This is a genomic window from Pseudoalteromonas sp. PAST1, assembly GCF_021532515.1.
GTDB lineage: Bacteria > Pseudomonadota > Gammaproteobacteria > Enterobacterales > Alteromonadaceae > Pseudoalteromonas > Pseudoalteromonas simplex.
Genome location: NZ_JAKGBH010000040.1, coordinates 23530 through 37802, shown reverse-complemented (window position 1 = coordinate 37802; position 14273 = coordinate 23530). Strand labels below are relative to the sequence as shown.

The window sequence follows — 14273 nt, the reverse complement described above, 5'->3', positions numbered from 1 at the left end:
TAACGAGGGCTTGATTATAGTGAGACCAGTTTGTGATTTTGCTCATTGTTGTTGCACGGGCTAGTAGGATATAGATGATCTGATCACAGGCTGGCAAGATAGTTCAAACTTTTAGGAAACAACGCCAAAGACTGTGAGAAGTTCTTAGACAACAATTATGAAAAATATGGCACAAGAATTCTCAAGAATAGAAGTAGGATAACAAGGAAACCTGATAATACACTAGAAATAACTTATGAATTTAAAAAGTTATACCTTTACTTTCTAAGTATTTTATGGCGCGTATCAATATCAGAAACTTATAAGGATATAAACTTAGATTTAATAGAGGAACCTCTGCGTAAATGTATTTACCACAATACATTGGCTTTTAAGGATAAGTTGAATATAGATGATCTAATTCAAGTACAACTGATTAAACTATATGATAAAACAGGAAATGCGTCACAGTACAAACTCAGAAAGGTATTCTTCGATTTCAAAGTAACTAAAGATGACGATGGGTTGACTTTTTATTGGGTTATTGATGGTTTTCGTATATCTTATTATGTTGGCCTTGGTGATGAAGGAACTATATCTACATTATCAAAGGAAGGTAAAACAACAATAGTAGAACGCGATGTTTCTTTCTATAGTTTTTTCATAGATGGTATAAACTTAATGTGTGATTTAAGAGATAGGTCACTAAAGTAGTGACCTTTATTTTATGCTGTTTTCTTATCTCCATACTTCAAAACAATATCTTTTAGAGCAAGCTGATCACTCATTTTGATTAAGTCATTACCAATGATTTTCAGCGTTTCACTGGCTTCAACTAAATCATACAAGTGTTCAATTTGAGCTTGTAGGGCATCCACGTGGCTTTCGTTATAACGAACAGTTTGTTGTAGAAATAAATCATAGTTGATGAACTTAAAGCCATAACGGTTATCGGCAGTGAAAAACGTTGTAGTCTTATTGGAATGAAGTAAGTTTGCTTGAAAATTTACAAAGTAAAAATGAGCAGTTCATAAAAAGCTATAAAACCGTAAAAACCCAAATCAATCAAAAAAGGGCTATAAAACCCTTAAAATCTAACGACCAATGAACCTGCTTATAAAGATAAATATGCTATTTAACATAATATAAATTATAGGAAGTAATGTATCTATACATGGCGATACCTATTCTCTTTGTGTGTTAAGTCCAATACTAGACGGTATCGGACATTAAGGTGGTGTTTTATCATATTATTCATTTTATTAGTGTATGTTTCTTGAGCTTAGTTATCTCATGACTTATATTAAAACTATCAACTTGAGATGTAACGATAAGATGTAAACGATATGGAATTTGTGAAGCCGTTAGAACCTATTCTGATAATCGATGATATGCAAGATATCCGCGACTATCTAAATCAAATTTTAACTGGTCTTGGTTTTGACGATATTTTAGAAAGTCGAGATTTTGAATCAGCTAAAACAGTTATTGAAGAAAAGTCGCCTAACGTAATCTTTCTTGATATTGAACTACCTAACACTGACGGTACGGAAATTCTTGAATACTTAAATGACCGCCATCCTCATACTCATGTTGTTATGTGCTCTGGCCATAATAGTCTTGAGAATGTGCAAAACACCTGGGAATTAGGTGCTAAAGGTTTTATCGCCAAACCATTCAACGCAAAAAAAGTCGACTCTGTTATGAAACGTCTAGAATTGATGGAAACCATAACAAATTAAGTAGTTTATGAATTCGACAATCCAACTCATTATAGATGACCTATCAACGGTCATTTTTGGTAAGCAACAACAAATCAAACTCGCCCTTACTTGTTTATTTAGTGAAGGCCACCTGTTAATTGAAGATTTACCAGGCATGGGAAAAACCACTTTATCTCATGCACTTGCCGCAGTTCTTGGCTTGTCATATCAACGTATTCAATTCACTAGCGATTTATTACCTTCTGACATTCTTGGTACTAATATCTTTGATGCTAAAGAACATAGTTTTTCATTTCATCAAGGTCCTGTATTCAGCCAAGTTGTTTTAGGTGATGAAATTAACCGTGCAGGCCCGAAAACACAAAGTGCAATGTTAGAAGCAATGGAAGAAAAACAAGTGACAGTAGATTCGGTCAAACACGCCCTACCATCACCATTTTTTGTGATTGCAACGCAAAATCCAGTGCATCAATCTGGTACTTATCCGTTACCTGAGTCACAATTAGACCGCTTTTTTATGCGTATTAGTTTAGGTTTTCCTGATAAACACGCTGAGAAAAACCTCATTTTAGGCCTAAACAATCGTAATTATGACGACTTGCCTGTTCGTATTAATCCTGAGCAACTTTCTGTTATTCAAAAAGAAATTAATAAAGTAACGTTAAGCAACGCGGTGGTTGATTATATCCTTGAGCTCGTTGCGTTTACTCGCCAAGATAACCATTTTGTAAACCCATTATCACCAAGAGCGAGTATTGCGCTTGCCCGCGCTGCAAAGTCATGGGCGTATATTGAAGGTCGTGATTTTGTAATGCCTGAAGATGTACAAGCTGTTTTTCCTAGTGTGACTGATCACAGGCTTGGCTTAAATGCTGGTGACAGCGGCTATGCACTTAAACATGTGCCTGTAAGCTTATAAAGCATGTTTAAGTGCCCTGCTTTTATTGAGCAATTTCGTCAATCTATTTTTAATAAACTATTAAAAAATAAGCATAAAACTAACGAAATTGAGTTTCAACATAAAACGATTTATGTATTACCCTCAAAACTTGGTGGGCAGTTTTTACTCATTGCCTTACTAAACTTTGTGATGGGCATTAACTATCAAAACAACCTGATTTTAGCCATGGCGTATTTAATGGTGGTGGTTTTAGTGTTTGCGATACTCACCGGCTATAAAAATGTGAGAGGTTTGTCGGTTAAATACCTGTCAGTAAACGAAAGTTATGCGCCAAAATCCCCTATTGTGCGTTTTCAAATTCAAGCACAATCATACTGTGAACTTATAAAACTGGTTAATGACGACCTTAAATCTGAAACTGTGTCACTGCAAAGTAAAGAGAAAAAGACCGTTGAAATTGCTCTAAAATGCAGTGAACGTGGTGCATATGGCTTTGATAGAATAAAAATCATTAGCCACTTTCCATTTGGTTTGGTGTCTGTTTGGAGTTATATAGAGCCAACCGAAACGGTTTATGTTTATCCGCAGCCTATCGCCTTAGAAAAGCTTGATACTCAGCTCCATGACAATGACGAACACGGTGGCGATAACGCACAAGTTAAAGCCGGTAATGATGACTTTTACCAGCTTAGCCCTTTTGTGCAAGGAACAGCGCTTAATAAGGTATCGTGGAAACACTACGCTAAAACTCAGCAGCTATTAACGAAAGAATTTACCAGTGATGCATCACAGGAGTTAGCGCTTAATTTCAATATGTTGAGTGGCAATAATGAGCATAGATTAAGCCAGTTATGTTTTTTGGTGAACCAATTAACCGACCAACAAATGGCGTTTTCGTTAACCTTACCCAATAAACACATTTCGAAAGGTCAAGGGATCAACCATCAAAAAGCCTGCTTGCAAGCATTAGCGGAGTTTTAATTATGAATACACCGCTTATAAATACCGTTTTATCATTGCTGTTTATTGTTACCACTGGCTTTTTGTTTACTGAAGTACCTACTCCATTCTTAGCCATATTGGCGGGCCTGAGTTTTTTAAACCTGTTTTTAGGTAAGTTTTATAAAAAACTAAATGGACTGATTGCGAATATTTTGGCAGCAGTTTGCTTAGTAGCCTTATTTGTTTTGGTTGGTGTGAGCGATACGGTCAAGTTATTTGTATCCATGATGCTACTTGCTAGCAGCTTTAAATTGTTACAAGCGAAAACCGTTAAACAGTATCAAACTGTGTGTTTACTGGTGTTTTTTAACCTTTCAACGGTGTATTTGTTTCACCAAGGGCTATTTGAAACCTTGGTAGTCAGTGTACTTTATATTGTTAACTTCGCGGTACTTGGCTATTTAACTAGCCCGCAAAGCTTTAAGGCCGCTAACAAACAAAGTTTTAAAACCATACTACTAGCCTTACCCATAGCGGCATTTTTGATTTTATTTTTACCTAAAATTCCAGCGTTTTGGCAGCTACCGGGGCCAAAGCTTGCTAAAACGGGTTTATCAGAGCAAGTTAACCCCTTTTCTATTGCGAAATTAGCGGAATCTGATGACTTGGTTTTTCGGGTAGAGCAACAGCCAGGGCAAAACTTACAAGCCCCCTATTACTGGCGCAGCCTTATTCATGATGAGTTTAATGGCAGTGAATGGTTAATATCGGACATTTTGAAGTCTCAACAATTTAACCCAATTCGCCGTACAATTACTCAAAGTAATAGCGTTAATTATCAGGTTATTGCAGAGCCCTCATCTTCTAATTGGCTTTTTGCACTTGGCTTTGCGCAAAGTGATAATTCTGATGTGCACTCAACCTACAATGGTTTGTTAAAGCGCAAAGGTAACTTAAACAAAAACATTAAATACGCGGTAACCAGTAGTGAGGCTATGCTGAGTCTAAATGACTTTGAAAAACGCTTATACACCCGCTTACCTATAACAACTAATCCACAAACAACGGCACTGGCAAACCAGTTGGCTGCTGAGCATGAAAATGCGCAAGCTTACTTTAACGCGCTACTTGATTACTTTAATCAGCAGCAGTTTGCTTACACATTAACGCCTACACCCATGTATGGTGATAATACGCTAGACCAGTTTGTGTTTGATACCAAACGTGGCTTTTGTGGTCACTATGCCAGCACCGCTGCATTTATGTTTCGTGTTGCCGGTTACCCCGCCCGTGTTGTGTCGGGTTATTTAGGTGGAGAACAAACTAAAGCCGCTACGCTTAACATTTATCAATATGATGCACATGCTTGGGTCGAAGTGTTCTTTGATGAAAAGTGGCACATATTTGACGCTACCGCTGTTGTTGCCCCGGAGCGTTTAAATGGTTCGTTATCACAACTGGGTGATTTAAACGAAAGCTTTAACGACAATCTTAACTTTGGTCTAAAACGCTGGAGCCATTTTAAAGCAATAAACTGGCTTAGAATTCATCTTGAAGAACTCGACTATAAATGGACTAACTGGGTGCTTACGTTTGACCAAGAATCACAACAAAGTTTATTTGATTCACTGTTTGGTAATAAGTCAGCATGGCTAACGCCTTTAATTGTGTTAGGTACATTATTACTGAGCTTTACTGGCTATTTCTTATATAACAAACGCCCTATTCGAAGTAGAGAGCCGCTGGTTGATGACATCACTAAGCTTTATTTGTGGGCAAAAAAGCAAGGCATTGAGCCAGTTGATACCAACACACCACTACAAAATATTGCTTTAATTAAACAGCAAAAGCCTAGAACAGAGGCATATTTAAGTGAGTTTGAGCAAATAATCATCGAAGTACGTTACCAACAGCAATCATATAACCAAAATCGCAAAAACCGCGTACGAGTTCTGTTAAACTCTCTCAAAACAGCCAAATAGAGAACAATATGAATGCAGTAATTGTCGGCGTTATGTTGATGCTGATCCTGACTCTTTGTCGAATTAATGTCATTGTGGCGATGACGGTAAGCGCAATTGTTGCGGGTTTGACCGCAGGCCTTGGTTTATCACAAACCGTTAATGCATTTAATGATGGATTATCTGGCGGCGCTGAAATAGCACTGAGCTATGCGATGTTAGGTGCATTTGCGGTTGCTATTTCTAAGTCAGGTTTAACACGTATTTTAGCGTCTAAGTTACTAAAGCAAGTAAACGAGAATAGCCACAAAGGCGAAACGACGCTTAGTTATCTTATATTGAGTATTATTTTGCTGTGTGCGATCTCGTCGCAAAATTTGATACCTGTACATATAGCTTTTATCCCAATTCTAATTCCGCCCCTACTTGTTGTTTTTAACAAGTTACGCCTTGATAGACGTGCCATTGCGTGTATCTTAACCTTCGGCTTAGCCACCTCTTATATGGTGCTACCTTATGGTTTTGGTGGCATCTACTTATATTCAATCTTACACAAAAACCTCACTGAAAATGGCTTAGAGATTGTTAATACTCAAGTGCCGATAGCAATGATCATTCCAGCCATTGGCATGTTATTTGGTTTATTGGTTGCGGTGTTTATATCTTATCGAAAACGCCGTAGTTACGAGTCCCACAGCCTAACAGAGCAACAGCAAGAGGTTGTCATTGAGCAGCCTAAAAAAGTGTTAGCTGTGGGAATTACCGCTGTACTTTGTTCATTAGTGGCACAAAATATTAGTGGCTCTATGATCCTGGGTGGTCTTGTTGGGGTAGCTATATTTACCTTATTCGGTGTTGTAAAACTTGAACAAAACGGCGATGTATTTAGTAAAGGCATTGCTATGATGGCGATGATTGGCTTTATTATGATTTCGGCGCAAGGTTTTGCTTCAGTGATGAAAGCAACCGGTGATGTAGCTTCATTAGTTAGCTCTGCCGCAGGATTGATTGAAGGTAACAAGCCCCTCGCCGCTGCGTTAATTTTACTCGTTGGCTTATTAATCACCATGGGCATTGGTAGCTCGTTTTCGACGGTGCCAATTATAGCCACCCTGTTTGTACCACTTTGTATGGAACTAAACTTTTCTGTTATGGCTACTGCGGCACTGGTTGGAACTGCTGGTGCGCTAGGTGATGCAGGCTCCCCTGCCTCTGATTCAACACTTGGCCCAACATCTGGCCTAAATGCAGATGGGCAACACGACCATATTTGGGACTCTGTCGTGCCTACTTTTATCCATTTTAATATTCCACTACTGATTGCTGGCTGGGTTGCGGCAATGGTGTTGTAAAATTAGCATTGTTTATTTTAAAGCCCCAATTTGGGGCTTTTTTATTGGCTGAATAAAATACGTAAAGCACGATTTAAATCATGAAATCTGATTGGTTTAGTAAGCACTTTGTCCATTCCTGCTTCTAAGCAAGCGCTCTTATCTTGTTTAGAAGCATTTGCAGTTAATGCCACAATAGGTATGGTGAGGTTTAGTTTCTCGCGCATGTACTTAGTTGCACTTATTCCATCCATAACCGGCATCATCATATCCATAAGAACCAAATCAAAAGTACTTGCTTGCACTTTTTCAATTGCCTGCTGGCCGTTATCTGCAAGTGTTACATGATGGTTAAGTTTTTCTAGGAATGTCTTAATTAACACCTGATTCGTTTTATTATCTTCTGTTACTAAAATAGAAATCGGCTCAAGTGACTGTTCTTGTTCCTGTGTGTGAGTGGTCTCTTTTACCAAGGTAAAGGGTATCACTATCGTAAATTTAGTGCCTACGTTAGGCTCACTAACAACAGTGATAGTTCCTTTCATAAGATCGACCAGACTTTTTGTAATACTCAGCCCAAGACCTATCCCTTCAGCTTGCCTGTTGACGCCATCATCATGTTGTTTGAAAGCGTCATAGATTGTCTCTATTTGAGACTGAGACATACCTTGCCCTGTATCTGAGATCTCAAAAATAAGTTCTTTTTCGGTACTATCAACTTTAAAATTAACAGTACCAACTTTAGTAAATTTAATCGCATTATCTAAAATATTAAATAGGATCTGTCCAACGCGAGCACTATCTATATCGATAGTTTTGGGTAATCCCGTTTTTATTTCAGATGAAAAAATAACGCCCGTGCTTTGGCTTGTTTCTAAGAATTGAGAAGCGATATTTTTAACCAATGTGTAAATGTCTGTCGCTTTGACATCAAGTTGCAGTGAGCCACTTTCGATTTTTGAAAAATCTAAAACATCGCTTATCAGATCTAGAAGAAGGTCTGCACTAGTATTAGCGTAATTTAACCACCTACTCTGTTTTTCATTTAACTCAGAGTCAGCGAGTAGTTCTAACATACCAACAATGGCGTTCATTGGGGTTCTTATTTCATGCGACATAACAGTTAAAAATTGCGATTTTGCAAGACTGGCTTCTTCAGCCTTGTTCTTCGCTAGATTAAGTGCATACTCTCTATCTTTATTTACTGTTATATCTTTTGCAATACCCATATAGCCTTTGAAATGGCCATTTGCATCATATTGCGGTTTACCACTAAAAGACACCCAAGCTTGAGGTGATGAATTTATCTCAAATTCAAAATCTATAAATTCATTTTGTTCTGACAATAAGTGTTTAAATTGAGACCACTTTTTTAACTGCGTTTGTTCATGTTCAGTTATTACATCGTCAAATGTTTTATTCAGGAAATGCCTTTTGTATAGATTGTTTGCTACGTTTGAGGTTAATACGTTTGTAAACAGATTATTTTCTGTGGTTTTCCAAAACCATTCACTGGCAAAGTCATTAAATAGATTTGAAAGCTCAGCTAAACGGCTTAATAGTGAAGTCGAATGAAATTTTTGCCTGTTAAGCCTCGTTTGATGTTCTAATTGATGTGCAACTTGTTGAAGTAAAATTTGTAATGGCATTGATTCAAGTTCGTTAAAACAAGCTCCTGGTTCAATAGATAAAAATACCAGGCATTGAGCTTTACCAAATCCTGTTTTTACTTGAAAGACTAAAGCACTCTCTACATTGCTTGGGGTTCTAAACATGCTGCTATTGTTAATCTCAACCCATAACATTGAGTCATCAATCAAAGCATCAATAAACAATGTTTCTTCAAAATCGAAATACTTCATAGTACGCATTTCGACTGATGCTTTATTGTTTTCAATATTAATTAAACAAAGCTCATTAAAACTAAAATAAGGATTAAGTAAAACTTGAAGTTCTTTTTTAACAGTTTGATTTTCTGTTATTCCATTAAACTGTCTTAGCACAATTGGTAATTGCTCTAAGTTAATACCCGCCATGGCTTTTCCTATCAAAAATTGCATCGCATAATGCAAATATAGAAAAAAGAATTAGATTCATCCATATATTTTTTAAAAAATTATCGATATTTCATCATATTAGCTAAATCTTAAAAATGGTATGCCTTATGCTTTTAATTGGTATGAACTAATTAGGGTGAATCAAATGAAAATTGTATGTATTGGTGGTGGCCACGGCTTATCTCATATGCTTAGTGCAATTAGACCACATTGCGCAGAACTCACTGCAATTGTCGCAACAACTGATAATGGTGGTAGTACAGGAAAACTAAGAAATAGTCAGGGGGGCGTTGCTTTAGGTGATATAAGACGTTGTTGCCTACAACTTGCCGATGATGACTCATTAGTACATAAAGTATTTCACCATCGCTTTGAAGGCGGTGAGTTAGATGGTCATAGTTTAGGTAATTTAACACTGCTAGGGTTATCACAACAAACTAACTCTGCGACTCAGGCAATTGCTTGGTTCAATGCGATGTTGGGCAATTCTGAAACCATTTTGCCAATGTCTGATGAGCCAACCGATTTATTAGCTGTTTTACCAAACGGTGAAAAAATTATTGGTGAATGCCAGATAGACTCGCTAACTCAGTTACCTGAATATGTCACTCTATCTCAAAATGTAAATGCGGCTCCAGGTGCTGTTGAAGCAATACATAATGCTGACTTAATTTTAATTGGTCCTGGTAGCCTAATAACCAGTGTTATGCCAGCTATGCTTGTAGAAGATATCGCTCAAGCAATTAACATGACTTCAGCGTGTCGAGTGTTTATAGAAAATATTGCAAAAGAAACAAGTGTAATTAAATCATTAGATTTAAAACCCGTTGATTGGCTTGAAAGTATGCTGGGATATTCATTTTGTGATTTAAGTATTTCACACGACGCACTTAGAGAAATTGTTTCACATTTTGATGATGTGATTAGAACACCAAATCAGCAACATGATATTGAACAACTTAGTACAGTTTTTGGTGAGATACTTAAAATGCCATTAATTTTGGAGGCTGATAAATCAAGCCGAACTGATCAAGCTATTTCCATGCTTTAGTGTTAGTGAAAATTGGTCTTGCAGTGTCTCGATTAAATCATGCAATTCATGATCGAATTGTTCAGCTTTGGCTTTGTGCTCAATTTGTTCAGCAATAGAACCTACAGAAAGCGCGCCATAGCTTCGGCTACTGCTTTTCAGACTATGAGCATTTAAAGAAATAGTTGCTTGTTTTGTTGTATCAGCAATATCGTTAACAATTTGTGTGGATTCAGTGAGGTACACTTGTAGTAGCTGTTTTGCTAGGTCTTCACCAACATCCTGTTGCAATTGTGCAAATGTAGCAGTATCTATCATGTTTTTTCCTTGGAGTAGATATGAAGTACAGTGTTATTTTATTTGTAGATTCAAGCATCATTGGCGGCATCGAAAGCCATATCATCGCCCTATGCAATTTGCTTGAACAATATAATATTAAAAGCTCAGTTTTGTTTTATCAAGATCATAATAACATCGCATTTTACAATCGTTTAGATAATGCAAATATTGACTACCAATTTGCGGGCGGAAGTTTTTTTGATTTTTACAAAATTATCAAAGGGTTACCAGCTAGTTCGTTACTTCATACTCATGGTTATAAAGCAAGTATATTAGGCAAGCTCGCTTGCTTAATGCAAAGTCGCCGTTGTATATCTACTTATCATGCCGGTGAGCAAGGTCAGGGACTCGTTTATTTATATAACAGGCTTGATAAGCTTTTAAGCTACTTTTCATTTAATTTTGCCGTTTCAGATATTCTTTCAAAACAGATTTACAAAGCAGAACTACTGGAAAACTTTATCAGTTTGAATAATAAATCTAAGCACTCAATAAACATTGAGAGAGAGCCAATTAACGTTGGCTTTGTTGGCCGCTTATCTTACGAGAAAGCCCCTGATATATTTATTGAAACAGCTAAACAGTTTTCATCTGAATATCTTAATTTTCATATGTTTGGTGATGGACCAATGGCAAGTGAATTAGATTTAACAGCAATAACTTATCATGGGCAATGTGAGCCAGAACAAATATGGCCACATTTAGATGTATTGGTTGTTTGTTCAAGGGCTGAAGGTTTACCTATGGTTGTTCTTGAAGCAATGTCTAATGGTGTACTAGTGATTTCTGCACCTGTTGGCCAACTTGTTAAAATCATTGAGCATTTAAAAAATGGCTTACTAATGTCTGATTCAAGCACTGATGCATTAGTAAACCAATTAAATTACTTACGATCACTCAGTGCTGAGCAAAAGCGCAATATGCTCAAAAATGCTAAGCAATTAGTTGAGCAACGTTTTTCAGGTAAACAGCAATTTGAACAATTAAATAAGGCTTATACCGCTAGCTTACCTGCATTTCCTCCCAACTCTTGATTTTTCTGTAAAGTGTTGAAGGACTCACATCTAACAAGGCCGCTGCTTTTGGAATATTGTTATCACAAGCATCGATAGACTGTTCTATATAGCGTTTTTCAACTAACCAAAGGGGTTCTATATCTGACTGAGAAAACTCTGCTGGTTTTTCATCAATTGAAATTATTTCTGAAGATATAGGCGTACTATCCTCAAATTGTGTTTTAACCCTATGACTTGGTTCAGAAGCTGCCGTTTCGACTGACTGGTTTTGGCTATGAGGTAAAGCAGGGATCATATTTGTTTCTATATAATCCTCATTGTGAAGTACGAGAATATTTCTAATTGTATTTTCTAGCTGTCGAACATTACCCGGCCAACTGTATTTTAAAAACATGTTTTTAACAGCATCAGACATGCCCCTGTAACTACGCCCTTCCTCTTTACTAATTTTTTTGAATAAGGCATCTGCTATCTCAATAACGTCTCTGCCACGTTGATTAAGAGGTGGTAAAGTGACAGGAATAACATGTAAACGATAATATAGATCCTCGCGGAAACGCCCTTCTTTAACCTCAAGCAAAGGATCACGATTTGTTGCACAAACAAAGCGTACATCAACTTTAACCTCTTTTTCACTCCCTACTTGCTGATAACAACCAGTTTGAATAAAGCGTAAGAGTTTACTCTGAAGATTAATATCCATTTCGCAGAGCTCATCTAAAAATAAAGTTCCTCCATCAGCTTGGCCGGCAGCCCCTTCACGGTTTGCAATGGCCCCTGTAAATGCGCCTTTTAAATGTCCAAAAATCTCACTTTCAATTAAATCTTTAGGAATTGCGGCACAATTCAAAGCAACAAAGGGTTTATTTGCACGCGGAGATGCTAGGTGCACTGCACGGGCACATAATTCTTTTCCTGTACCACTTTCACCAGTAATAAAAACGGTTGCTTTGCTTGCTGAGGCAGATTTAATAATTTGGTAAACAGATTGCATTTCAGCAGAGCTGCCAATCAAATCAAAGTACTGTCCATTCTCATAGGTACTTTTGTATGTTTTTACGGTTTGCTTTAAGTCTTTTAGTTTTAATCCGTTATTTACAGTGATCCGAAAACGATCCGCTTCAATGGGTTTTTCTAAAAAGTCACTTGCACCTAATTTAATTGCTTTAATGGCCATTTCTTTTGTTGCATGGCCTGTTAAGACAATTACCTGCGGAGAGTTATCAGCATTTAATGATGATAAAATATCAAGGCCATTCATATCCGGCAGCATGACATCTAATATGATCAGGTCTGGTTGAAATTCTTCTAAAGCAGCTATCGCCTGCTCGCCGGTGTAAGCGATGCGCGTATTTACACCCGTGGGTATTAAGTATGACTGGTACATTAAAGCCAGTGACTCAGTATCTTCAACAATGAGAATTTTAGGTGGCATTGGTATGTCCTTATTTTAATAGCTGTTGAGATAAAGTGATTATGATACAAAACCTTACTAATAGCTTAGTGTGAAATCGCTCAGTTTGTAAACTCAAACTTTAGTGTTTGTTGATCACAATGAGTGATGCATCATCAACTTCTTCAGATAACTTCACTTGACTGGCTTGCCATAAACCATATGCAAAATCTTCATTGTAGAGTTTGTTTGCGTTTAATTTCGATACTATTTGATCCACTTCATCTAAGTGCTGGTTATCTAACCAACCATCTGTAAAGATTAATATGTGCTCAACCTCAGCTAGTTCATATTGGTAATGCTTAAATTGATGTTGATCATTAAGGCCAAGCAAAGGATCTGTGCCAACTAGCTGCTCTAAACGGCCTTGTTTATTAATAACACAAGGCGCAGGATGACCCGCATTGAACCAATGTAAACGGTTATCTTCGATATAAATTATCAACAAGGTTACTAAGCTTGATTTACATAAGCGCTGCTCAGAAAGGGCTCTATTCAACATAGGTAGTACGGTCTCTAAAGGGATCTCTGTTGCTAAACAACCACTTAAAAAACCTTTAATAGCAAAGCTCTCTTTTAAAGCGACTAGACCATGTCCCATCATATCGCCAATTACCACGGCGTTGCTATGCTGGTGGGGATACAAACAAAAATCTCCCCCCATTTGGCTTATAATTGAGCCAAAATTATAAGCGTTATACGTTTCTAGCTCACGTTTGGTTGGCGCTCTTTCCTCATTAACAAAGTACTTTAAAGCAGAGAACCGATGAACAATTCTTTCAATACTTTGCAGTAATCTAGTTTTGGTAACAGGTTTAACTAGATAATCATCAACGCCGAGCATATTAATTCTTTTTATCAACTCTTCACTGTCATCCCCCGTGAGCATAACAACTGATAAATTAATTTTTAGATTTGACTGGTTTAGTCGTTTTAATAGCGGCTCACTCGTACCATTTTTAAGCTTGTGGTCTAACAGTAAAATCGTCGCACCTGAGGTCAGGATCTCTTGCCAACCTGATTCAATGTCTTCGCAACAAATTACTTGAAAATGTTCAGATAAATAGGCTTTAAGCAGAGCCAATTGTGACTTATCATCATCAATGTATATCAATGTTGGCCGCTTATCGATATTGTTTAAACAGAAAGAAAATGTATTAAATTGATGATGAGTATTATAGCTAGCATTAGGAAAATAATGCTTGATAAGCGCAACCCCCATCCCCCCTTCAACAAGCTCACCGCTGTCTATTTCCCAATTTGATGAGTGATTATTAAAAATATCATAACTTTTAAATGAATCTTTAAATTCAATTCGTAACTGCTGGTTTGATACTTTAAATATACTAAATAACAAAGGCTTATCATTTTTCTTTGTGTGGCGTAGTAAATTAGTTAAATACTCGGTTGCTACAAGGCCTGCAGCATCAATGTCTTGGTGCTTGACACTAATTGCAGTAAGGATATGTTTTAAAACATGCCGTATCTCACTCACTATCGGCCAATCTAGCGTATAACTCTTTTGATAAAGGCAGTCCAT

The 14273-nt window shown here is 37.1% G+C and carries 13 protein-coding genes; 8 read left to right on the top strand and 5 right to left on the bottom strand.

Features of this window, described 5'->3' with window-relative positions; genetic code table 11:
• The first annotated feature begins 381 nt into the window (after positions 1 to 381).
• Positions 382 to 693, top strand: a complete 312-nt coding sequence (locus tag L1272_RS17240; protein ID WP_235373941.1) for a hypothetical protein — start codon at positions 382 to 384, stop codon at positions 691 to 693.
• Positions 694 to 704: 11 nt separating this feature from the next.
• Here L1272_RS17240 and L1272_RS17235 read toward each other — a convergent pair whose 3' ends face one another.
• Positions 705 to 857 carry a hypothetical protein gene (locus L1272_RS17235; protein WP_235373940.1) on the bottom strand — a complete coding sequence of 51 codons (153 nt, stop codon included), beginning with the start codon at positions 855 to 857 and terminating at the stop codon, positions 705 to 707.
• A 468-nt stretch (positions 858 to 1325) separates the two neighbouring features.
• Between L1272_RS17235 and L1272_RS17230 the strand changes: the two genes are divergently transcribed.
• Genes L1272_RS17230 through L1272_RS17210 form a run of 5 tightly spaced genes read left to right on the top strand, consistent with a single transcriptional unit; the run spans position 1326 to position 6859 of the window.
• A complete protein-coding gene (locus L1272_RS17230; RefSeq protein WP_054553848.1) occupies positions 1326 to 1721 on the top strand; it encodes a response regulator in 396 nt (131 codons plus the stop codon).
• Between the two features lie 7 nt (positions 1722 to 1728).
• Entirely contained in the window at positions 1729 to 2622 is an 894-nt protein-coding gene (locus L1272_RS17225) for an AAA family ATPase (protein WP_235373939.1), read from the top strand.
• 3 nt (positions 2623 to 2625) lie between these two features.
• On the top strand, positions 2626 to 3585 hold the full coding sequence (locus tag L1272_RS17220) for a DUF58 domain-containing protein (protein WP_235373938.1): 960 nt from the start codon (positions 2626 to 2628) through the stop codon (positions 3583 to 3585).
• Between the two features lie 2 nt (positions 3586 to 3587).
• Entirely contained in the window at positions 3588 to 5528 is a 1941-nt protein-coding gene (locus L1272_RS17215) for a transglutaminase family protein (RefSeq protein WP_235373937.1), read from the top strand.
• An 8-nt stretch (positions 5529 to 5536) separates the two neighbouring features.
• On the top strand, positions 5537 to 6859 hold the full coding sequence (locus tag L1272_RS17210) for a Na+/H+ antiporter family protein (protein ID WP_235373936.1): 1323 nt from the start codon (positions 5537 to 5539) through the stop codon (positions 6857 to 6859).
• Between the two features lie 41 nt (positions 6860 to 6900).
• On the opposite strand, the gene L1272_RS17205 is transcribed toward L1272_RS17210, so the two are convergent.
• The gene (locus L1272_RS17205; RefSeq protein ID WP_235373935.1) at positions 6901 to 8874 is read right to left on the bottom strand and encodes a response regulator; all 1974 of its coding nucleotides are present in this window, start codon (positions 8872 to 8874) and stop codon (positions 6901 to 6903) included.
• A gap of 166 nt (positions 8875 to 9040) precedes the next feature.
• On the opposite strand from L1272_RS17205, the gene L1272_RS17200 reads away from it, so the two are divergent.
• Positions 9041 to 9946 carry a gluconeogenesis factor YvcK family protein gene (locus L1272_RS17200; RefSeq protein WP_235373934.1) on the top strand — a complete coding sequence of 302 codons (906 nt, stop codon included), beginning with the start codon at positions 9041 to 9043 and terminating at the stop codon, positions 9944 to 9946.
• Here L1272_RS17200 and L1272_RS17195 read toward each other — a convergent pair.
• The gene (locus L1272_RS17195) at positions 9911 to 10243 is read right to left on the bottom strand and encodes an Hpt domain-containing protein (protein ID WP_054553841.1); all 333 of its coding nucleotides are present in this window, start codon (positions 10241 to 10243) and stop codon (positions 9911 to 9913) included. The two genes, L1272_RS17200 and L1272_RS17195, sit on opposite strands and share 36 nt — an antisense overlap.
• 20 nt (positions 10244 to 10263) lie before the next feature.
• Here L1272_RS17195 and L1272_RS17190 point away from each other — a divergent pair, with 20 nt between their 5' ends.
• Positions 10264 to 11298, top strand: a complete 1035-nt coding sequence (locus L1272_RS17190; RefSeq protein WP_235373933.1) for a glycosyltransferase family 4 protein — start codon at positions 10264 to 10266, stop codon at positions 11296 to 11298.
• On the opposite strand, the gene L1272_RS17185 is transcribed toward L1272_RS17190, so the two are convergent.
• Both L1272_RS17185 and L1272_RS17180 read right to left on the bottom strand, forming a co-directional pair.
• Positions 11267 to 12715, bottom strand: coding sequence for a sigma-54-dependent transcriptional regulator (locus tag L1272_RS17185; RefSeq protein WP_199529623.1), 1449 nt, complete (start codon positions 12713 to 12715; stop codon positions 11267 to 11269). The two genes, L1272_RS17190 and L1272_RS17185, sit on opposite strands and share 32 nt — an antisense overlap.
• A 100-nt stretch (positions 12716 to 12815) precedes the next feature.
• Entirely contained in the window at positions 12816 to 14273 is a 1458-nt protein-coding gene (locus L1272_RS17180) for a SpoIIE family protein phosphatase (RefSeq protein WP_166340143.1), read from the bottom strand.

Bases quoted from the DNA above. Each gene is read 5' to 3' on its own strand.
- L1272_RS17230 (WP_054553848.1), top strand. From the start codon at position 1,326: ATGGAATTTGTGAAGCCGTTAGAACCTATTCTGATAATCGATGATATG.
- L1272_RS17225 (WP_235373939.1), top strand. From the start codon at position 1,729: ATGAATTCGACAATCCAACTCATTATAGATGACCTATCAACGGTCATT.
- L1272_RS17220 (WP_235373938.1), top strand. From the start codon at position 2,626: ATGTTTAAGTGCCCTGCTTTTATTGAGCAATTTCGTCAATCTATTTTT.
- L1272_RS17215 (WP_235373937.1), top strand. From the start codon at position 3,588: ATGAATACACCGCTTATAAATACCGTTTTATCATTGCTGTTTATTGTT.
- L1272_RS17210 (WP_235373936.1), top strand. From the start codon at position 5,537: ATGAATGCAGTAATTGTCGGCGTTATGTTGATGCTGATCCTGACTCTT.
- L1272_RS17205 (WP_235373935.1), bottom strand. From the start codon at position 8,874: ATGGCGGGTATTAACTTAGAGCAATTACCAATTGTGCTAAGACAGTTT.
- L1272_RS17200 (WP_235373934.1), top strand. From the start codon at position 9,041: ATGAAAATTGTATGTATTGGTGGTGGCCACGGCTTATCTCATATGCTT.
- L1272_RS17195 (WP_054553841.1), bottom strand. From the start codon at position 10,243: ATGATAGATACTGCTACATTTGCACAATTGCAACAGGATGTTGGTGAA.
- L1272_RS17190 (WP_235373933.1), top strand. From the start codon at position 10,264: ATGAAGTACAGTGTTATTTTATTTGTAGATTCAAGCATCATTGGCGGC.
- L1272_RS17185 (WP_199529623.1), bottom strand. From the start codon at position 12,715: ATGCCACCTAAAATTCTCATTGTTGAAGATACTGAGTCACTGGCTTTA.
- L1272_RS17180 (WP_166340143.1), bottom strand. From the start codon at position 14,273: ATGGACTGCCTTTATCAAAAGAGTTATACGCTAGATTGGCCGATAGTG.